Annotated in this window: 19 protein-coding genes; 14 read left to right on the top strand and 5 right to left on the bottom strand. The window is 57.5% G+C overall.

Features of this window, described 5'->3' with window-relative positions; genetic code table 11:
* Nucleotides 1–45: 45 nt before the first annotated feature.
* Genes GQF00_RS04580 through lexA form a run of 3 tightly spaced genes read right to left on the bottom strand, consistent with a single transcriptional unit; the run spans nucleotide 46 to nucleotide 1,880 of the window.
* Complete coding sequence (locus GQF00_RS04580) at nucleotides 46–870, bottom strand: TatD family hydrolase (RefSeq protein ID WP_161317995.1); 825 nt, start codon at nucleotides 868–870, stop codon at nucleotides 46–48.
* Nucleotides 821–1,234, bottom strand: coding sequence for a DUF1499 domain-containing protein (locus GQF00_RS04575; RefSeq protein WP_161317994.1), 414 nt, complete (start codon nucleotides 1,232–1,234; stop codon nucleotides 821–823). Before GQF00_RS04575 ends, GQF00_RS04580 begins: the two co-directional genes overlap by 50 nt.
* A 31-nt stretch (nucleotides 1,235–1,265) precedes the next feature.
* On the bottom strand, nucleotides 1,266–1,880 hold the full coding sequence (gene lexA, locus GQF00_RS04570) for a transcriptional repressor LexA (protein ID WP_153501689.1): 615 nt from the start codon (nucleotides 1,878–1,880) through the stop codon (nucleotides 1,266–1,268).
* A 310-nt stretch (nucleotides 1,881–2,190) separates the two neighbouring features.
* Between lexA and GQF00_RS04565 the strand changes: the two genes are divergently transcribed.
* On the top strand, nucleotides 2,191–2,841 hold the full coding sequence (locus GQF00_RS04565) for a cyclic nucleotide-binding domain-containing protein (protein ID WP_161317993.1): 651 nt from the start codon (nucleotides 2,191–2,193) through the stop codon (nucleotides 2,839–2,841).
* Between the two features lie 140 nt (nucleotides 2,842–2,981).
* Here GQF00_RS04565 and GQF00_RS04560 read toward each other — a convergent pair whose 3' ends face one another.
* Entirely contained in the window at nucleotides 2,982–3,428 is a 447-nt protein-coding gene (locus GQF00_RS04560) for a universal stress protein (RefSeq protein ID WP_161317992.1), read from the bottom strand.
* 291 nt (nucleotides 3,429–3,719) lie between these two features.
* On the opposite strand from GQF00_RS04560, the gene topA reads away from it, so the two are divergent.
* From topA to GQF00_RS04525, 7 genes are all read left to right on the top strand, one after another.
* Nucleotides 3,720–6,452 (top strand): type I DNA topoisomerase, encoded by a 2,733-nt coding sequence (topA, locus tag GQF00_RS04555; RefSeq protein WP_161317991.1) that lies wholly within the window; start codon nucleotides 3,720–3,722, stop codon nucleotides 6,450–6,452.
* Nucleotides 6,453–6,623: 171 nt separating this feature from the next.
* The gene (locus GQF00_RS04550) at nucleotides 6,624–7,154 is read left to right on the top strand and encodes a DUF6586 family protein (RefSeq protein WP_161317990.1); all 531 of its coding nucleotides are present in this window, start codon (nucleotides 6,624–6,626) and stop codon (nucleotides 7,152–7,154) included.
* A 129-nt stretch (nucleotides 7,155–7,283) separates the two neighbouring features.
* On the top strand, nucleotides 7,284–8,054 hold the full coding sequence (locus tag GQF00_RS04545; RefSeq protein WP_237440399.1) for an alpha/beta fold hydrolase: 771 nt from the start codon (nucleotides 7,284–7,286) through the stop codon (nucleotides 8,052–8,054).
* Between the two features lie 153 nt (nucleotides 8,055–8,207).
* A complete protein-coding gene (locus tag GQF00_RS04540) occupies nucleotides 8,208–9,002 on the top strand; it encodes an outer membrane lipoprotein-sorting protein (RefSeq protein ID WP_161317989.1) in 795 nt (264 codons plus the stop codon).
* Nucleotides 9,003–9,005: 3 nt separating this feature from the next.
* Nucleotides 9,006–10,289, top strand: coding sequence for a hypothetical protein (locus tag GQF00_RS04535; protein ID WP_161317988.1), 1,284 nt, complete (start codon nucleotides 9,006–9,008; stop codon nucleotides 10,287–10,289).
* Between the two features lie 172 nt (nucleotides 10,290–10,461).
* Nucleotides 10,462–11,094 carry a TetR/AcrR family transcriptional regulator gene (locus GQF00_RS04530; protein ID WP_161317987.1) on the top strand — a complete coding sequence of 211 codons (633 nt, stop codon included), beginning with the start codon at nucleotides 10,462–10,464 and terminating at the stop codon, nucleotides 11,092–11,094.
* Nucleotides 11,095–11,347: 253 nt separating this feature from the next.
* Nucleotides 11,348–12,253 (top strand): PhzF family phenazine biosynthesis protein, encoded by a 906-nt coding sequence (locus GQF00_RS04525; protein WP_237440398.1) that lies wholly within the window; start codon nucleotides 11,348–11,350, stop codon nucleotides 12,251–12,253.
* Between the two features lie 464 nt (nucleotides 12,254–12,717).
* On the opposite strand, the gene GQF00_RS04520 is transcribed toward GQF00_RS04525, so the two are convergent.
* Complete coding sequence (locus GQF00_RS04520; RefSeq protein ID WP_161317985.1) at nucleotides 12,718–13,758, bottom strand: 3-deoxy-7-phosphoheptulonate synthase; 1,041 nt, start codon at nucleotides 13,756–13,758, stop codon at nucleotides 12,718–12,720.
* A 621-nt stretch (nucleotides 13,759–14,379) separates the two neighbouring features.
* Between GQF00_RS04520 and GQF00_RS04515 the strand changes: the two genes are divergently transcribed.
* From GQF00_RS04515 to GQF00_RS04490, 6 genes are all read left to right on the top strand, one after another.
* Complete coding sequence (locus tag GQF00_RS04515) at nucleotides 14,380–15,009, top strand: TetR/AcrR family transcriptional regulator (protein WP_161317984.1); 630 nt, start codon at nucleotides 14,380–14,382, stop codon at nucleotides 15,007–15,009.
* A gap of 300 nt (nucleotides 15,010–15,309) precedes the next feature.
* The gene (locus GQF00_RS04510; RefSeq protein ID WP_161317983.1) at nucleotides 15,310–15,990 is read left to right on the top strand and encodes a histidine phosphatase family protein; all 681 of its coding nucleotides are present in this window, start codon (nucleotides 15,310–15,312) and stop codon (nucleotides 15,988–15,990) included.
* An 89-nt stretch (nucleotides 15,991–16,079) separates the two neighbouring features.
* Nucleotides 16,080–17,288, top strand: coding sequence for an acyl-CoA dehydrogenase family protein (locus GQF00_RS04505; protein ID WP_161317982.1), 1,209 nt, complete (start codon nucleotides 16,080–16,082; stop codon nucleotides 17,286–17,288).
* 82 nt (nucleotides 17,289–17,370) lie between these two features.
* Nucleotides 17,371–18,417, top strand: a complete 1,047-nt coding sequence (locus GQF00_RS04500) for a phosphotransferase family protein (RefSeq protein ID WP_161317981.1) — start codon at nucleotides 17,371–17,373, stop codon at nucleotides 18,415–18,417.
* Nucleotides 18,418–18,555: 138 nt separating this feature from the next.
* The gene (locus GQF00_RS04495; RefSeq protein ID WP_161317980.1) at nucleotides 18,556–19,320 is read left to right on the top strand and encodes an SDR family oxidoreductase; all 765 of its coding nucleotides are present in this window, start codon (nucleotides 18,556–18,558) and stop codon (nucleotides 19,318–19,320) included.
* Between the two features lie 293 nt (nucleotides 19,321–19,613).
* Entirely contained in the window at nucleotides 19,614–20,384 is a 771-nt protein-coding gene (locus GQF00_RS04490) for an SDR family NAD(P)-dependent oxidoreductase (RefSeq protein ID WP_161317979.1), read from the top strand.
* Nucleotides 20,385–20,923: the final 539 nt, after the last annotated feature.

Below are 20,923 nucleotides of genomic sequence, written 5' to 3'. Positions count from 1 at the left end.
CCCAGACCTCTGCCGGCCCAGCTTCCCCGTCTTTCGTAGACTGACTTACCTTGCGGCAAACAACGTCTGCGCATTGGCAGTGGTCATGGCTGCCACGGTTTCCACGTCCTGGTGTCGCAAAGTCGCTATGCGCTGCCCGACCCAGGGCAGCAGAGACGGTTCGTTACGCCGCTTTTTGGGGGGCGCTTCAGGAAGGTCTCTGGGCAGGAGGTAAGGGGCATCGGTTTCGATGAGCAGGCGGTTATCGGGAATGTTATGCACCAGCCCGGCCAGTGACTTGCCGCGTCGCTCATCACAGACCCAGCCCGTAATGCCGATATGACAATCCAGATCCAGATAATCAAACAGGGCGGTTTTGGAACCGGTAAAGCAATGCACAACTGCGCCCACCAGATCATCCCTGAAGGTTTTCAGAATCGGCTGAAATCGCTCATGAGCATCCCGTTCATGGAGAAAGACCGGCAAGCGAGCCTCTACCGCCAGGGCAAGCTGCGCTTCAAAGGCGGCCTCCTGGTCCGGGCGTGGAGAGAAGTCACGGTTGAAATCCAGACCCATCTCCCCGGCGGCACGCACGGCAGGGTGGCGCAGCAATTCGCGGAATTCCTTCTCCAGGTCCGGGGAGTAAAAGCGGGCACTGTGGGGGTGGAGACCGGCGGTGGCAAACAGATCATCATGTTGCCCGGCCAGTTCGATGGCCAGGCGGGACTCGTCGAGGTTGGTGCCGGTGAGCAACTGCCAGCACACACCGGCCTCCCGAGCCCGCTGGATGACCGCGTCGCGGTCATCGTGGAACTGTTTATCAGTGAGATTTACACCGATATCAGCCCAAAGGACGGACGGATTCGTTGTTGAGCTTTGCGCTTTGGTCATTGGATCGGGTCTCTGCCAGCTGTTCGCGCAGGGATTCTACCCGACGACGGTTGGCACCTAAATCCCAGTATCCCACCCGGGAGGCGGAACGCACCTCAACCACACCGCTCTCGCGTACATAGAAGGTCACGTCGTCAGTGAAGCGCAGTATCAGGCTCTTGAAGCGGGCCTGGATGCGGGATTCGCCGACCACGTCATATTCCACGCGGGATTGGGCATCAAGAACGGCCTTGAGGCGCGCCATGCTGGTTTCGCGACTGTCGGAAACCGCCAGAGGCTCCACTCTGTGCTTGTCACTGCTGGTCAGGCTGGACACACAGTTGGGGGAGTTCGGGCACGGTGCGAGCAAGTTGTTATCGGACATGACGCTGCTACTCAAAACCATAAGCAAAACGCTAGTAAGAATTCGGATCACGGATCAACCCCACAAAAATGCCTTCGATCACCAGCTGATCTGCCGGAACCTTGATAGGTTCATAGGCCTCATTGGCTGGCAACAGCGTGGCGCTGGATTTGTTCAACTTTAGAGTCTTCACCGTGACTTCTTCGTCAATGCGTGCCACTACAATTTCGCCGCTTCGGGCCACATTGGATTTGCGAACCGCAATCAGGTCTCCGTCGAAGATCCCCGCGTCCACCATGCTGTCACCTTGTACCTTCAATAGATAGGTGGGGCGTTGCTTGAACAGGCCCTGGGGAACCGGCACGGTGCGTTCCACATTCTCAATGGCTTCGATGGGTACCCCGGCAGCGACTTTGCCCACGATGGGGAGCTCTTCCTCGGACCAGTAGGCATTATCCAACAGCTGGATGCCGCGAGAGCGGTCGCTGTGCAGACGGATATACCCCTTGCGCTCCAGGGCACGGAGGTGGTCTGAAGCAGCATTCTTGGACTGGAAGCCCATGATGTCGGCGATCTCCGCCCGGGTGGGGGCCATGCCGGTGTCCGCGATGCACTCGCGAATACAGTCCAGTACCTGCTGCTGACGATCGGTGAGTTTGCTGCTCATAACCTTCTCCATGTTTGCGCAGAGGGTGACGGCACAGAGTCCGTCGTGTCAGCTAAAGCTGACAAGCTGTGCGATATTTTTGATCCTAGCATGACTACTGATGATATGAACAGTGTTATTTGTCCACCCTGTCCATAAGGTCACAGGCCTGTCGATTTGACTTCAGATGAGATGGGCCTTCTGTGATTTTTTAATCCAAACGGGCCATTTACACCGATATTTGTGAATCTGCTTCTATGAGACATTGTTCTCATTTCTCAGGCCGAATAGGATTAAGACTTTCAGTCCATCAGCGTTTGTGGGGTAACAGATGGAAAAGGCCGATAACAACGATTATGGCCAGGAAAGGATTCGGCAACTGTTGTCTGGAGTGCCTTTCTTCAATGAGATTTTCCGCGATGATGCGGGCCAGTTTTACCTGCTGGAAAGCAACACGCGCCTGTGGCTTGCGGGGTCTGGTGATGAAGTGATTCGTGCCGGGGATGTGGATTCCGCCCTGTATTTTCTGTTGCGGGGGCAACTGGAAGTGCTGGATGACGCCCATGGGCAGCCACCGCGCTACTACGTGTCTCCGGGGGAGGTGTTTGGCACCTTGTCCATGTTGCTGGGCACGCCGCGCAGTGCGGATATTCGCGTATCGGAAAACTCCCGGGAGGCGGTCATTGCCAGTCTGGACTTCAATGATTTCAGCGAAGACGACAGCCCCTATACTCTGGCCACTCGGCTTGCTTTCTACCACATGATCGTCCATCACATCCGCTGGACCCTGGAGGTCAAACGGATGGCCGAGCCCGATCATGAACTGGTCCAGTCCATGCGCAAGTTACCGGTATTCAATGGTGAGAAAGGCAGCGAAGAAGAGCTTGAGGCCCTGCGTATCCAGGCCCAAGGCCTGGCAGAGCTGCTGTGTCGCTGGAATGAGGAAGGGCAGGGGAATACGGGAGCGTTGCAGCTCACTTGAGAAGACGCTTAATAATGAATAATTAATAGTTCGCGAAATAGCGAATTCCTGCTTTTAAAACGCATGAGGCCGCGCCCGGATCCGGGCGCGGCCTCATGCGTTTTAAAAGCAGAAACATCGCATCGCGACGTTATTAACGATTAATTACTGTTCTGGTCCACCTTGACCGCCAACACATCACAATGCGCTCCCGGCACCAGGCCGCGGGCGGTGGAGCCCAGCAGCAGGGCCAAACCGCTGCGGGTGTGGCTGCCTACGGCTATCAGGTCGGCTTCCAGTTTGTCGGCCATGTCGAGAATGGTTTTTTCGATGGACCCCAACTCCACGTGTACGTTGGCATCGTCGATGCTGTACTGCGAGGCATAGCGTGAGGCCATGGCCCTGGCCTGATCCATCAGGCCAGTCTGCAGATCCGTGACATCCATGGGGACATCGGCCCCATAGGCCAGCGCCAGCGGTTCGATCACATGGATCAGGTGGAGCTCGCCCTCATTGCCCGAGAGCACGCCAGCAGCGCGGGAAAGCACTTGAGATGACTCGTCACTGCCATCAATGGCGACCAGAATCTTGCGATAGGGTGTAGGCACGATCTTCTCCATGAGCGGCTGTTCCCCTGAGTATAACGGTCTTTGGAGGGCTTTCCAGAGACTGTCGTCATGATTCTCTGACCCGGATCAAGGCCTTGCCTCATGCGGGTTTGAGGCAGGTAGGTTGTACTTGTACATGAGCTATTTCAGTACGTGGGCTTGCTCTCGGTGGGGGCTCTGGTCTAGTACTAAAAAAGGAAGGCCGAGTCAGATCCTGCTTGACCCGGCCATGCTGGCGCTGTCTAAATAGCGCCCATCGCAAGCCTTAGATCGGATGTTGAGTACCTGAGAATGGGAAAATCGCTAGTCATTGTGGAGTCGCCTGCCAAGGCAAAAACCATTAACCGCTACCTGGGCGATGACTTCATTGTGAAGTCCAGCGTCGGCCATGTGCGGGATCTGCCGGTCAGTGGCGGCTCCAAAAAAAGCACCCCTCAGGAGCGTGCCAAGGAAGCGGCGTATACGCGTTCCCTGCCCAAGGAAGAGCGCGAAGCCTATAAAAAGAAGAAGTCCAAGGCTCAGCTGATCAACCGCATGGGGGTTGATCCGGAAAAAGGCTGGAATGCGCATTACGAGATCCTTCCCGGCAAGGACAAGGTGGTCGACGAACTCAAGCGACTGGCAGAAAAAGCCGACCGCATCTATCTCGCAACGGATTTGGACCGCGAAGGGGAAGCCATTGCCTGGCACCTGCGGGAAGTGATCGGTGGCGATGACGCCCGCTTTGAGCGGGTGGTATTTAACGAAATTACCAAGAAGGCCATTCAGTCGGCCTTTGAAGAGCCTGGCAAGCTGGATCTGCATCGGGTGGAAGCCCAGCAGGCCCGTCGTTTCCTGGACCGTGTCGTGGGCTTCATGGTTTCCCCGCTGCTTTGGGAAAAGATCGCCCGTGGCCTGTCTGCCGGGCGGGTTCAGTCCGTGGCGGTGGAGCTGGTGGTGGAGCGCGAGCGCGAAATCCGCGCCTTTACCCCGGAAGAATACTGGGAGATGTACAGCGACACCCACAGTGAACAGGGCGAAGCCCTGCGCATGCAGGTGGCCAAGCATAACGGCGAAAACTTCCGGCCCAACAATGGTGATGATGCCCGCGCTCATCGCCAGGCGCTGGAAGCGGCAGGCCAGCTGACCATCACCCAGCGTGAGCAGCGGCCCACCAAGTCCCGGCCCTCTGCACCCTTTATTACTTCCACGTTGCAGCAGGCGGCCAGTACCCGTCTCGGCTTCGGCGTGAAGAAGACCATGATGATGGCACAGCGGCTCTACGAAGCCGGCCACATTACCTACATGCGTACGGATTCCACCAACCTTAGCGCGGATGCGGTGACGGCCTGTCGTGAGTGGATCGGTGAGAATCTGGGTGACAAGTACCTGCCGGAAAAGCCGCTGTCCTACTCCAGCAAGGAAGGTGCCCAGGAAGCGCACGAAGCGATTCGCCCATCAGACGTAAACCGTCGCTCCGAGCACCTCAAGGACATGGAGCGCGATGCCCAGCGTCTTTATGAGCTGATCCGTCGCCAGTTCATTGCCTGTCAGATGCCGCCGGCGGAATACCTGAGCAGCACGCTCACCGCCACCGGAAACGGTTACGAGCTCAAGGCGAAAGGGCGGATCATGAAATTTGACGGCTGGACCCGCATCCAGCCGCCGGCTTCGCGCAAAGGTCAGGAAGACACCCTGCTGCCGGATGTGAAGGAAGGCGATGTGCTCGCCATCGACCAGGTGGATGCGGAACAGCACTTTACCAAGCCGCCAGCCCGTTACACCGAAGCCAGCCTGGTAAAGGAACTGGAAAAGCGCGGTATTGGCCGCCCGTCTACCTATGCGGCGATTATCTCCACCATTCAGGATCGAGGCTATGTCCGCCAGGACAACCGCCGTTTCTATGCCGAGAAGATGGGTGACATTGTCACGGATCGATTGGCGGAAAACTTTCCCAACCTGATGGACTATGGTTTTACCGCCAGCATGGAAGAAACCCTCGACGAGATTGCCGAGGGTGAGCGTAACTGGAAAGACGTGCTCGACGAGTTCTACAAGGACTTTGTGGCCCGGCTGGAAGCGGCCCAGGGCGAAGGGTCAGGCAAGCAGGCCATCGGCGGTATGCGTGCCAACCTGCCCACGGACACGGATATCGAATGTCCCACCTGTGGTCGTCCCATGCAGATCCGTACCGGTTCTACCGGTGTGTTTCTGGGATGTTCCGGCTACAGCCTGCCGCCCAAGGAGCGTTGCACCGCGACCCTGAATCTGCTGCCCGGAGAAGAAGCGGTAGATGTAAAAGCGGACGACGACGAAGCGGAAATCACCGAACTGCGAAACAAGAAGCGCTGCCAAAAATGTGGCACCGCCATGGAAAACTACCTGATCGACGAGAAGCGCAAGCTGCATGTCTGCGGTAACAACCCGGACTGCGACGGCTATGTCATCGAGCAGGGTGAATTCCGTATCAAGGGTTACGATGGCCCGACCCTGGATTGCGAGAAGTGCAATCACGAAATGCAACTGCGCACGGGACGATTCGGCAAGTTCTTCAAATGCACCAATGAAGCCTGTGGCAACACGCGCAAGCTGCTCAAGAGCGGCGAGCCGGCGCCACCCCGTGCCGACCCGATCCCCATGCCGCACCTCAAGTGTGAAAAGTACGATGACGATCATTACCTGCTGCGTGATGGTGCGTCCGGACTGTTCATGGCGGCCAGCAAATTCCCGAAAAACCGGGAAACCCGTCCGCCGCTGATTCTGGAAATCCAGAGCGTGGCTGAGCAGCTCGATCCCAAGCACAAGTATCTTGCCCAGGCGCCGGCTAAAGATCCGGATGGCAACCCTGGTGTACTGCGCTACAGCCGAAAGGCCAAAGAGCAGTACGTGATGAGCGAGATCGACGGCAAGGCGACGGGCTGGATGGCGTTCTACCGCGACGGTAAATGGGTTGAGGAGCAGACTAAAAAGAAAGCCCCCGCCAAGAAAAAAGCCGCTGCGAAGAAGAAGCCTGCTGCCAAAAAGAAGACGGCGGCGAAGAAGTAAAGACACAAGCTGCAAGCTACAACACGAGGCTCGCATCTATTGTTCTGAAGGCTCTGTGCTCCGTGCTGCGACGAAACAGGAGCGCGGGCACGGGCCCTATTTCCACGATGGCCTCCCCCGCGCCTTGCAGCTTGAGGCTTGTAGCTTGCAGCTTTTTTCCAGGATTTTGTTATGTCCCGAATGGTTCGTGAAAACACCGTCAGTGGCCTGCGTGAGCGGATCTATTTTGCCAATGCCATGTTGCGTCAGCTGACCCATGATCAGCGTGATGCCACGCCGACTCTTCGTCTGGCCCTGCGCGGTGCGGTGGTGTTTCATCTTTATTCCGCCCTGGTTGGCATGATTCGTCAGTCCGCCAAGACCTATCAGGTGGCAGGAGCGGATTCGTTGTTCAGTTTGTCCGCTCTTGAGCAGGCCTTTGTCGAGGCCGGAGTGGAAGCCCCGGAGGTCGCTGTGTTGTCACAGGCCCGCAAGGAGCGAGGCGATCTGGTGGCCTGGCTGGATAGTGAGATGCAGACAGCCCTGGGGGCTTCTGGTCTGGCCCGGCGCCCGGCGCCACCCAGCGAAGCCAATGCCCTTAACCTGATGGCGGAAGATCGTTATGCGCCGTTGGCTGAAGGTGATCTGGAGCGTCTGTCGCAGGCGGCAAGCCGGGTTGGCGAGTTGATCGAACACTGCGTGGGTTACCTGGAAGAGTGGTAACCGGTGCCTTGGTCCGTCCAGACGACCGTCAGGCACCCGTAACGTTGAAAAAGCCTCCGGCAGTCTGAATCCTTGGCATGCCGGGCTGCTACAAAGGTGGCCGGTTGTTAATGATTGGCCGGAGCCACCATGACTCGCCCTTACCGCGTGACCACCCTCTTGCTGCTTGTCCTGTCTGCCTGGATGCTGTCGAGCATGCAGCCAGCCAGGGCGGATGAGCAACCAGCACTGACGCAAGAGCAGTCCGATTGTGTGGTTATTCTCCATGGCTTGCGTCGCTCTGCCTGGGCCATGTCCCGGATTGAGGATTCTCTCAACGAAGCCGGTTACCTGGTCTACAACCAGGATTATCCTTCCACCTCTGCACCGGTGCAGTCTCTGGCCAATCAGGAAATCCGCCAGGCGTTGAGCTGGTGCCGGAGCCGGACCGCCGGCCGCGTTCATTTCGTGACCCACTCCATGGGTGGCATTCTGGTGCGCAGCTATCTGCAGGATCAGACAATCCCGGAACTGGGCCGTGTGGTGATGCTGGCGCCGCCGAATCACGGTAGTGAAGTGGTGGATCGAATGCAGGATTGGTGGCTGTTTCAGAAACTCACCGGCCCGGCGGGGCAGCAGCTGGGTACCGGCGCTGACGGTATCGCCGCCAGACTCGAGCCGGTGGCGGCGGAAATCGGTGTCATCGCCGGTACCCGCACAGTGGATCCCTGGTTGTCGTGGATGATTCCCGGCGATGATGACGGCAAGGTCTCGCTGCCCAGCACCCGCCTCAAGGAAATGCGAGACTATCTGGTAGTGCCCGCCAGCCATGCTTTTATCATGCGAAAAAGAGCGGTCATCCAACAGGTTCTAGCCTTTCTTGAATACGGTTATTTCAGCAGGGCGGGGGCCTCGATCTGACATCTATATCGGGACAGTGATATTAATTGACACTGCCGTCCGAAGTTTTGGCCTCATAGGCATCGCTGTTTCCGGCGGGGCAGGTATCATGGTAAACACGATGTTGCCCACGTCGTCGCTACAACAACGATCCCTGACAGTATGAGGACACCCATGACATCTCGTTTGCTGACTGCCGGCCTGGCACTGGCCATCGCTTTTCCCCTTTCTGCAGCTGCCCAGACTCCCGAAGAAAAGGGGCTGGAAATTGCCCGCGAAGCGGATGCCCGCGGGGAAGGTTTTGGTGACTTTCAGGCGGAGATGAAGATGGTGCTGATCACCAAGCGTGGCGATCAGGCCGAGCGCGAACTGCGCGTCAAAACCCTGGAAGGCAGCGGCGAGGCAGAGGGTGACAAGAGTCTGACCATTTTCGATACCCCCCGCGATGTCCGTGGCACTGCCATGCTGACTTTCAGCTACAAGACCAAAGACGATGATCAATGGTTGTACCTGCCGGCACTGCGCCGGGTGAAGACCATTGCCTCGCGCAACAAGTCCGGCCCGTTCATGGGCAGTGAATTCAGCTTCGAGGACATGCGTGGCCAGGAAGTGGAAAAGTACACCTATAAGTACCTGCGCGACGAAGCCTGTGGTGAACTGACCTGCTACGTGATGGAGCGTTACCCCACGGATGAACACTCCGGCTATACCAAAATGGTGGTCTGGCTGGATCAGCAGGAATACCGGACCTGGAAAGTGGATTACTACGACCGCCGTGGCAGCTTGCTCAAGACCCTGGAATCCAGTGATTTTACCCAGTACAAGGGCAAGTTCTGGCAGCCGGCGAAGATGTCCATGGTTAACCACCAGACCGGCAAGGCAACCGACCTGTTCTGGAGCAACTACCAGTATGACACTGGTCTTGGCGAAGCGGACTTCAACAAGAACAGCCTCAAGCGCGCCCGCTAAGCCATGAAAAAATGTTTTTTAACGGCATCGCTGCTGGCCCTGCCGCTGCTCTCGCCGGGCTGGGAATTCCGCGGTGAAGCGGCACTGGAAGGTCGCTACTTCACCCAGGAATCGCCTTACCCCGAAGCGGATTACTCCAGCAACGGCTCTGCGTACCTGAAACCCGAATTGCTCCACGAATGGAACAACCGGGATGACCTGTTCACGTTCATTCCCTACGTCCGTGTGGACGAAAACGACAGCGAGCGAACGCACTGGGATATCCGCGAACTGTCGTGGATTCATGTGGGCAATGGCTGGGAATCCCGGGTGGGCATTCGCAAGGTGTTCTGGGGTGTGACTGAAGGGCGACATCTGGTGGATATCATCAACCAGACCGATCAGGTGGATCAGGTGGACGGCGAGGAAAAGCTTGGTCAGCCCATGATCAACCTGTCCCTGGTGCGAGACTGGGGGATCATCGACCTGTTCGTGCTGCCGGGGTTCCGCGAGCGAACCTTCGCTGGTGAAGAAGGGCGCCCGCGCACACCGCTGCCGGTATCCGACGATGCGGTGTATGAATCATCCAAAGAAGATGGACGGGTGGATTTCGCCATTCGCTACCAGCAATACTTCGATAACGGCATTGAACTGGCCCTGTCGCATTTTTCCGGTACCAGCCGGGATCCGCTGTTGATTCCCCAGAACCTGACGCTGGCAGAAGTGCAGACCTTGCTGGCCACCGGACAGTTACCGAGCGGTACCAATCCGGAATTTACTCCGCTCTATAACGTCATCGATCAGACCGGCCTGGAGCTGCAGTACCTGCGCAACGGTTGGCTGTGGAAACTGGAAGGCATCAGCCGGTCCGGACAGGGCGAACGTTTCAACGCACTGGATGGCGGCTTTGAATATACCCAGGTAGGTCTGTTCGGCAGCGCCACGGATCTGGGCTGGATTTTGGAATACATCTGGGAAGATAGGGACGACAGCCTGGCCTCTCCGGTGGCCAGCGATGTACTGCTGGGTACCCGGTTTACCTTCAACGATGTGGCCTCCACAGAAATTCTTGCCGGCATCATCTATGACACCGAGGATGAAGAGAAGGCCATCAGCCTGGAGTCCAGCCGGCGTTTCGGCAATAACCTGAAGGCAACCCTGGAAGCCCGTTTCTACACCGATGCCGCAGACCCGAGAAGTCCATCCGCGCTGTATCGCGATGCCCTGCGTAACGTGAACACCAACCCGGGCCTGGGCCCGATCAGTCGATCGGATTTTGTGCAGGCGGAACTGGTGTATTACTTCTGAGTATTGAGTTAAAAGTTGGAAGGGAGGCCATCTCTGCTTCCGCACTGCGGCGCCTGGTCAAAGCCCTGGCAGCAGCGTCATCGATTCAGGCTGTAGCCAGTCAGGAAGCCTTGACCGCGCCTTCTGCCAAACGTATGTTTGAAACGTATGTTTTGAACGCTAGGGGCAGGGTATGGCACAGCCGGGAACAGTGGACCGGATTCTGGATACGGCGGAGGCGCTGTTTGCCCAGAAAGGGTTTGCGGAAACCAGTTTGCGAGCCATTACCAGCAAGGCCGGGGTTAACCTTGCCGCAGTCAATTATCACTTTGGTTCCAAGGAAGCGCTGATACAGGCCGTGTTCGAACGGTTCCTGTCCCCGTTTTCCGAAGCGCTGAATGCCAAATTGGCTGAAATGGAAGAGACCGGCACACCGGATACGCCGGAAAATTTGCTGTCCCTGATCTCTCGTCTCGCACTCGGCACGCATCCTGACGATCCCCGCCGCGCCGCCATTTTCTTTCGACTTTCCGGGCAAGCCTATAGCCAGCCGGTGGGCCATTTGCGCGAGTATCTTCACAAGCAATACGGTGCGGTTTTCAGCCGACTACAGGATCACATGCAGCGAGCCCTGCCGCAGATGCCGCCCCGCGAATTGTTCTGGCGAGTCCAGTTTGGGCTGGGCGCAGCCATTTTCACTTTGTCTGGCATGGAATCCCTCAAGGAAATCAGCCGCAACGACTTCAACATGGAAGTCACTGAGGCAGACATTACCCGCCGTCTGCTGCCTTTCCTGATCGGCGGCATCACCGCGCCGATGCCCTAACAGGCAGGACGCCTGACGCGGGAAGCCATACGGGCGAGTTGCAGGGTCAACGTTTAAAGTTGTACAGCGCGACGCGACCCGTTTTGAGTTTTAACTTTCCACGTTAAACCCGCTGACATGCCGGGCACAGCATTCCTGCATAGCCCGAGTCGTTATGCCTCTGGCATTCGGCGTTGGGCGCCCAATCCCCATTGCAAAAAATCATCTGTAGGGCATAGTCGAAGGGTGAAAAACAATAAACAGGATGGATGTTATGGCCCTCGATTATGCCTTGCTGGATGTATTCGCTGGCGCCCCCTTTCAGGGTACGCAAATACCCGTGGTAACGCTTGGCAGTGAACCCATTGATGCACGCGGCAAGGCCGCAATTGCCAGTGAGTTCCAGCAAACGGAAACCGTCTTTATTGAACCCGGCAACAGTCGCTCCCCGGTGTCCGTGTTCAATGGACGAGGCCAGCAGCTGTTCGGTGCCCATACCATTCTGGCCGCCTCCTACGTCGCCCATGAAATGGGCCTGACCAAGGATGAGGGCACCTTTGCGTCTTTCCTGCTGAAACAGAATGACCAGCTGATCAAGAGTTTTGTGGACAAAGGCGAGGCCGGGCCTGGTGCCATCCAGTTTGCCCGTGAGCTGGATCCCGCTATCGATCATTACACCCCGGAAATCAGCAAGCTTGCAGCGGCCCTGAATACGCACGAAAAACATATCTCTTTCAGCAAGTACAAACCCATGGTGGTCAGCGTGGACAAGCCCACTCTGATCGTGCCGTTTACCAAGCCAGAGCATGTGCTGGCCGCCAGTTTGAATACCGGCTATTGGGCGGCATTGAGCGGACATGTTTATACCACTGAGCTTTTCCTGTTCGCGCCGGGAACCATTACCGGCGAATCCGATTTCCATGGCAGGATTCTCAACCCGAATTTACCCAGGGATGTCTATCCGCCCATTGGCAATGTGATGCCGGAATTTATTGCGTACCTGGCTGAACAGAAAGACACCGCAGAGGGTACCCATACTTTCTCTATTGATCGCGGCAGTCTTGATACCCGCAAAAGCCTGTTACGGGCAGAGTTCGACAAGCATGCCGGCAAGGCGCTGCGTTGTCGTATTGGCGGGAAGGTGGTGAAGATGGGTGTCGGTTCGTTGCTGTATTCCTGAACTGTGATCAAGTAACCGGGAGCAGACTGTGCTGAATGATCTGACACTGTATGAATGGCTCACCGCTCTGGTAATTTTTCTGCTGGTGATTGCCTGTGTAGCGTTCGTGGTCTACCTGAAAAACCAGCGGGGCAAATAAAGAGCTGCAAGCTACAAGCCTCAAGCTGCAAGGCGCGGGGTAGGGAGTTCTGGACGGAAAGGCTGTGCCCGCGGGACTCAGTTAAAAGTTCAAAGTTTAAAGTCGAAAATGAAATCCGGTGGGCAGTGGCGGGTTTTTATCGAAGGGTATTTCAGCCACCACTGCGACAGAGGGGTATCGGTGGGAGATTGCTTGCAAGCCAAGCCTTTCAGCCTACCTGTTTTGTTTGCAGGTAACATCCATCAGAAAAAGCCAGGCCATCGATGCTGCGCGGGCAGGGCGGTTCAAATGACTCACCACCCATCCCTCGTCTTGCAGCTTGTAGCTAAACTCCCTCCAGCAACGCACAGGTCTTCTCCCATCCGAGACACCCATCGGTGATGGACACCCCGTAAGCCAGCTCGCCGTCCTGGCCCTGGCGCCCATCCTCAAGGTGGCTTTCCAGCATCACCCCGGCAATGTGCTGCTGACCTGCGGCCCGTTGTGCCAACAGATCGCGCATCACCGCAGGCTGCTGCAATGGATCCTTGCCGCTGTTGGCGTGACTGCAGTCCACAATCAGACGTGGATTCTGACCCCGCTGCTGCAGCGCTGCCACCGCCTGCGCAACACTGTCGGCATCGTAGTTGGGGCCATCATGGCCGCCGCGCAGCACCAGGTGGGTATCCGGGTTGCCGGCGGTTTGCAGAAGGGCGGCATGGCCTTGCTCGTCCATGCCCATGTGGCTGTGTGGATGGGCGGCGGAGCCCATGGCATCGCAGGCTACCCCGATGCTGCCATCGGTACCGTTCTTGAAGCCCACGGGCATAGGCAGGCCGCTGACCATTTCCCGGTGAACCTGTGATTCAGTGGTGCGCGCACCGATGGCCGCCCAGCTGAGCAGGTCGCCCAGGTAATCCGCCGCCATGGGATGTAACAGCTCCGTGGCAAGCGGTAAACCCAGCCGGGCCAGATCCCGCAACAGGTGACGGGACACATTCAGCCCGGTGACCATGTCATGGCTGCCATCCAGATGGGGATCGTAAAGCATGCCTTTCCAGCCTATCGTCGTGCGGGGCTTCTCCACGTAGGCACGCATTACGATGAAAGCGCGATCAGACAGGCTTTGCGCCAGTGCAGCGAGCTTGTGGCCGTATTCCAGCGCCGATTTGGGATCGTGAAGTGAGCAGGGCCCGGTGATGATCAGCAGCCGCGCATCGTCGCCGTTGAGAATATTACGGATGGTCTGGCGGTGGCTGGCAATTTGCCGGGCCAGATCGGTGTCCACGGGCAGGCGCTCGCGCAGCACCGATGGTGTGGGCAGCGGCAGGCTGCGCCGGGATTCATCGGTGTGGCTGCTGATAGCACTATTCTGAAGCTGTTGCATGGTCTTTCCTTGTGCTCTGCGTGCAACGGCACGCGTTCATTCATCGTCGTAATGTCAAAAGGATCTGTGGCCAGAGGCCCTTGAGCTGCAGTGTTGTCGGCTGATATCGATACATGGTGTCTCTCCCGTGTGGCGTCTCGATGTTTTGTCAGGCGATCAGGCATAAAAAAACCCCGGGCGGGATACCGACCGGGGTTTTCAGAGGTTTCGGCAGGCGTCCCGTAGCGGGCGCGCCTGGGTAAAGTCAGGCGCGCGAGCGGCTAAACCAATACCCGAAATAGAAAGCGACAGACACGGCAGCACGAACCAACACAGAGGCGGTTTGGTGCAGTTGTGAAGTGGCAATCGCGTTCATCATCAATCTTTCCTGTTCAAGATGGCATCAGACTAACCAGCGTCCGCCATCGCTGCAAGCAAAAATCCAGCTTGCAGGGATAGTGCACGGCTATAACCCCTGCAGCAAAACATGTAGAGGTGGGATCGGGCCAAAAAATGCCCAACAGTAGGGCGCGCCAACGTGTTGTCTGCGCCGCAAGGTCAATGGTGTAACCCCAGCCCTGTGCCAGACTAGAAGGTAAGTATTTACTCCTGTGTAAAACAAGAAGACCGAGGACAGCCACCATGGTGCAACAAAGCGAAGCCCTGGCCAGTGACCCCCGTGATGCCATTCTGGAGGCTGCGGCATGGTGCTTCATGGAGCGTGGATTCAGTGCCACCAGCATTGACGATATCGCCCGGCAACTGTCCGCCACCAAGGGAATGGTCTATCACTACTTTGATTCCAAGGCTGAACTGTTCTTTGAGATTCACCACCGGGCCATGGATGCCCTGCTGGATGAAGTCACTCCGCTAGCCTCGGCCGACATGCCCGCTTCCCAGCGATTCAGTGAAATGGCCCACCGTTATGTGCGTACCCTGATTCTCACTCGGCACTACCAGCGCACGGTGTCGGAAGCCGTGCAGATGCTGCTGCGCAGTTCCACCACGGAAACCCAGCGCCAGCAACTCACCAGCCTGCAGGCGCGGCGCAATCAATGCGAAGGCTTGTTTCTTTCGGTGCTGGAGCAGGGGATAGAAGAAGGATCCATGCGTGCCCGTCGGCCCCGTGTGGCCATCAAGCCGGTGTTTGGTGCCATGAACTCCGTGATCAACTGGTACCACCCCCGCGACCACGAAACGCCTGAGCAATTAGACCATCTGGTGCGAGAAGTGGTGGACGTGGCCCTGCAGGGTGTGATGCGGACCGGCTGAGTACAACACAGGATATCTTGCCCTCGCCGGGAGTCGGCTTTCGTCTATCAACAGAGAAGATGGCGCTGCCCGTTCGCACAGGGGGTTCTCCGTTTTTCCACCAGCCTTGACCCTTCAGCGTTCTCTCCCCGATCAATTCGCGGGCAATCGCCTGTCCGGCCATGACGTCCCGTCCAGCTTTTCTCCATTTGTTTGGTATGCATGAAACTTATTGGTTGGGATTCAAAATATCAATTTCACTAACAGTGCGGCCTGTTCTAGTCTGGGCTTACTTTGAAAATCGCCCCAATGGAGAAGCGCATGGCCCAGTTTTACCTTGTCCGGCACGGACAAGCGTCGTTCGGCAGTGATAACTACGATCAGCTATCTCCGCTGGGGCACCAGCAGGCGCGCTGGCTGGGCGAGTACTTTGCCGAACGGGACATGCAGTTTGATGGGCTGATCACTGGCGATCTGGTGCGTCACCAGGAAACCGGTGCGGGGATCTGCGAAGGGCTGGGTATCGTGTTGCCTTCCGAGATTCACACCGGCCTCAATGAATTCGATTTCCACGCTATCGTCAACGCCTGGCAGGCACAGCACCCTGAAGACAACGCTAAAGCTGATGCAGCTCATGCGTCTGCTTTTTACAAGGCATTGAAGGCCGCCATGCAGGCTTGGCGTCATGGTGAGCTGGATGGCGAGCTGCCGGAGAGCTGGGCACATTTCTCTGACCGTGTTGCCGCCGCTCGCGACCACATTCAGCACCACTACAGCGACAAGGAAAAGGTGGTCATCGTCAGTTCCGGTGGCGCCATGGGTATGTTCATGAAGCATGCCCTCAACACCGCGGATGACACCGTGGTGGAGCTGAACCTGCAGATCCGCAACACCAGCGTAATTCACGGTTTCTTTAATCGAAAGGCGGTACGCGTGGCCAGCTTCAATAATGTGCCGCATCTGGATCGGGCAGACCGGTTCGACGCCATTACCTATTTCTAGACAGCAACGTACGCAGCGTTCAAGGGCGGCAGCAAGACCGCCTATCGTTTGCAATCAGACAAGGCGCCAAGGCGCACAGGGAGAGCTGCATGGACTTTCAATACACCGACAAGATGAAGGATCTGGTGCTTCAGGTTCGTGAATTCATCAACACCGAAATCCGTCCGGCCGAAGCCCGGTTCCGTGAGGAACTGGCGGCCAACCCGTGGGAAACCCCGCCGGTGATGGATGAACTCAAGGCCAGGGCGAAGGAGAAGGGGCTCTGGAACCTGTTTCTGCCGAAGGAATATGGCGAGTACAGTGCCGGCCTGAGCAACCTGGAATATGCGCCGCTGGCGGAGGAAATGGGCCGTAGCCTGATAGCGTCCGAGGTGTTCAACTGCGCCGCGCCGGATACCGGCAATATGGAAGTGCTGGCCAAATACGGCAATGAGCAGCAGAAGAAGCAGTGGCTGGAGCCCTTGCTGGAAGGCCGAATTCGAAGCGCCTTTGCCATGACCGAACCGGAGGTAGCGTCGTCTGACGCCACCAACATCGAAACCCGCATCGAGCGCGACGGTGACGACTATGTCATCAATGGCCGCAAGTTCTATATCAGCGGGGCCATGCGCAAGAGCTGTGAGATCCTCATTGTCATGGGCAAGACCGACCCGGATAACCCCAGCCGCCATGTGCAGCAGTCCCAGGTGCTGGTGCCCACCAACACGCCGGGGGTCAAGATCGTGCGCCCCATGAAAGTATTCGGCTATGACGATGCGCCGGAAGGGCATGCAGAAGTGATTTTCGAGAACGTGCGGGTGCCCAGGGAAAACATCATTCTCGGCGAGGGGCGGGGATTCGAAATCGCCCAGGGTCGCTTGGGCCCGGGTCGTATTCACCACTGCATGCGTCTGATCGGGGCGGCTCAGGAAGCCTTCGAGCTGATGGCCAAACGGGTTAACGAGCGGGAAGTGTTCGGTCAGCCCATGAGCAAACAGGGTTCCGTGCGTGAAGATCTGGCCAGATCCTGGTGCGAAATCGAGCAGGCTCGCCTCTTGACTCTGAAGGCGGCGGACCTGATGGACCGCGAAGGTAACAAAGTCGCCAAGGATTTGATCGCAATGATCAAGGTGGTTGCGCCCAATATGGCGTTAAATGTCATCGATCGGGCGATTCAGATCCACGGTGCCGTGGGTGTCAGTCAGGATACGCCGCTGGCCCACTTCTTCAGCTATGCCCGCAGCCTGCGGCTGGCAGACGGACCGGATCAGGTGCACATGATGCAGCTGGGCCGGACCCTGGCCAAGCAATTCGCCTGAACCGATCGTGTCCGGCGCGCCCTGAATCAGGGCGTGTCGTGATGAGCCATTTGCGCAGCAGACAGAATAACAGGAGAGCTCCATGTCCCAGGTGGATTCGCTGGATACCGTAAAACTGGCCGAGTACCTCGAGCAAAACATTGATGGCTTCAAGGGTCCCATCGAAGCTGACAAATTCGAGGGGGGCCAGTCCAACCCCACCTTCAAGATTACGTCGCCGTCCGGTGCTTATGTATTACGCCGCCAGCCGCCGGGTGAACTGCTCAAGTCTGCCCATGCCGTAGATCGTGAATACCGTGTCATGGATGCTCTCAGGGACACCGATGTGCCGGTGCCCAGGGTGTTGCACCTGTGCGAAGACCGTGACGTGATCGGTTCCATGTTCTATGTCATGGAGTTCTGTGAAGGGCGCATCCTGTGGGACGCTTCCCTGCCGGAGTGTGGGGAAGGCGAAGAGGGGAATGCCCTGCGCGCGGCCATGTATGACGAGATGAACCGGGTGCTGGCGGCCATGCACAGTGTGGATCTGGAGGCGGCAGGTCTGAGCGATTACGGCAAACCGGGCAATTATTTCGAGCGTCAGCTGGGCCGCTGGACCAAGCAATATGAAGCGTCCAAGCTGAAAGAGATTCCTGCCATGGATGAGTTGATGGCCTGGCTTGAAAAGCATCAGCCGGAAGACGATGGCCAGGTGGCCCTGGCCCATGGCGACTTCCGTCTCGATAACATGATGTGGCATCCCGGCGAACCGAAAGTGATCGCCGTACTGGATTGGGAGCTGTCTACCCTGGGCCACCCTCTTGCGGACCTGGCCTATCAGTGTATGGGCATGCGCATGCCGCAGGGTAAAGCCAAGATGGCGGGTATGGCCGGGGTGGATCGCAAGGCACTTGGCATCCCCACCGAAGAAGAGTACGTGGCCGCATACTGTAAACGACGCGGTATCGACAAAATCGACAACTGGGAGTTCTACCTGTGCTTCAGCTTCTTCCGCCTGGCCGCCATCTGCCAGGGTGTGGCCAAACGCGCTGAAGACGGCAATGCCTCCAGCAAGGAGGCAGTCACCGTTGGCGCACTGGTAGAGCCACTGGCCAGCATGGCGGTGGATATTATCCATAACGGGGCGTAACAGCCCCAAGCCTCAAGCTACAAGCTTCAATAAAACCTAAAAACAACCATGATGCGCGGGCAGGACGTTGCCGGATGGAAGCCCCCGTCTCACGCGTTGCAGCTTGTAGCTTGAAGCGTTTTTTCCGGGAGAGTAATGATGAGTACCAAGCTGTTTGATTTAACGGGCAAGATTGCCCTGGTTACTGGCGCCAGCCGTGGCATCGGTGAAGAGATAGCCCGCCTGCTGGCGGAGCAGGGCGCCCATGTGATCGTTTCCAGTCGCAAGCAGGATGACTGCCAGACGGTGGCGGATGCCATCAACGCGGACGGCGGCAGTGCCGAAGGGTTCGCGTGCCACATTGGCGAGATGGCGCAGATCGAAGCAATCTTTGCCCATATCCGCGAGACCCACGGCAAGCTGGATATTCTGGTGAATAATGCCGCTGCTAATCCGTACTTCGGGCATATCCTCGATACGCCGGTGGATGCCTTCGACAAGACGGTGGACGTGAACCTGCGTGGTTACTTCTATATGTCAGTGAACGGGGCCAAGCTGATGCGAGAGCACGGTGGCGGTGCCATTGTGAACACCGCGTCCATCAACGGCCTGCATCCAGGCGACATGCAGGGCATCTATTCCATCTCCAAGGCCGCGGTTATCAGCATGACCAAATCCTTCGCCCAGGAATGCGCCCCATTCAATATCCGCGTGAATGCGCTGCTGCCCGGTCTGACCAAGACCAAGTTCGCTGGCGCCCTGTTTACCAACGATGACATCTACAAGCACGCCATCGCCCAGATCCCCATGCGCCGCCACGCCGAGCCGAAAGAAATGGCTGGCACCGTACTGTATCTGGTCTCCGATGCGTCCAGCTATGTCACTGGCGAGTGTGTGGTGGTGGACGGCGGCTTTACCATCTAAATACGAGCTACGAGCGCAGAAGCCGCTGCAGGAGTTCCCTTCCAGGGGACGAACCGTGCGCGGCACGGCATCCACCGCAGGAGGATCAGGGATTTCAGATCACACCAGATCCTGCTGCCTGGAGGCCTGCATAAAGCGCGAAGTCATCGTCTTCGCGCCGTGAACGGCGCTCCTACAGCGGCCACATGGCAATGTTTTACCAATCCCGTTGCCGCGAGGAGCCCGGCGCGGTTCATTAACTGCCAGCCCATCCCCTGTTGTAGCTCGCAGCTGTTCAACGAAGGAGAACACCCATGGATCCAATCCTCGATTTCACTGCCAAGAGCGTCATCATCACCGGTGCGGCCAGTGGTTTTGGCAAGCTGCTGGCGGAACAGCTGGGCAAGCGCGGTGCCTGTCTGGTGTTGGGCGATATCAATATGGATGCGCTCAATGCGGTGGCGGACACGTTGGCCGGGCAGGGCATCAAGGTGGCGGCAGTGCGCTGCGATGTGTCCAGCGAAGCGGATTGCAAGGCCATGGTGGACACTGCCCTGGCCCAGTTCGGCCATCTTGACATGGCAGTGAACAACGCCGGCATCGCCCATGGATTTATCCCCTTTGAGGCGCTCACTGACGAGGTGCTGGATCAGCAGATCAACATCAACGTGAAGGGCGTCATGTACGGCATGAAGCACCAGATCGCAGCCATGAAGGAAAGCGGTGGCGCCATCGTCAATGTCAGTTCCATGGCGGGGCTCGGGGGCGCACCCAAGATTGGCGCCTACTCCGCAGCCAAGCATGCGGTGATCGGCATGACCAAAACTGCTGCGGTGGAATATGCCCGTCGTAACATCCGCATCAATGCCATCTGCCCGTTCTACTCTCACACGCCGATGGTGGACGAGGGCGAACTGTCAGAGAACAAGGAAACGGTGCACGCCATGCTGGCCTCCGGCAGTCCCATGAAGCGCCTGGGACAACCGGAAGAGATTGTTACCGTCATGCTGATGCTGCTGTCCCCGGCCAACAGCTACATGACCGGTCAGGCGCTGGCGGTGGATGGCGGCGTCTCGGCGTTCTAGGTGGAATAGCCGTGGGAGTGTGCCTGCAGCGAACCTGCATCCCTGGCACCCAAATGGGGGCATCCTGACATTATTGGGTCCCAGTGTGGCGCCTCCCAGGTTGGGTCGAGAGGGGCTCACAGCGTGCCGCTGGAAAATGCCATTATTTGCAATTGTGCCCAAAGCCTATACAGCGCATTAGAACGTGAGGGCATGACAGCTTACCAGCCGCGCTGCGGCAGGCACCAATTCTCGGGCAACTGGCTGTTTTTTCGGCATTTTGGCCATGAAATACACCCCTACGCAGCGGAAATCACTATTTCTGACTTTTGTTCGAAAAAAGGTGTTGACGCCCCCCGGAAAATCTCTAGAATGCGCACTCCTCGACGGGGCAACAACGCAAGACGGTGCTTCGGTTGAGACGCTCTTTAACAATCAGGCAAGCAAACGTGTGGGACCTGTTCGGGATGGGATCTTTAAGAGATTTCAGTTCTGAACGAGTCAACAAAGTTTTTGTTAATTCAGATGACGAACTGAGCATGTATTAAGTGCGTAGGCAC

The organism is Alcanivorax sp. DP30 (assembly GCF_009882945.1).
Lineage (GTDB): Bacteria > Pseudomonadota > Gammaproteobacteria > Pseudomonadales > Alcanivoracaceae > Alcanivorax.
This window is presented reverse-complemented; position numbering and strand designations above follow the sequence as displayed.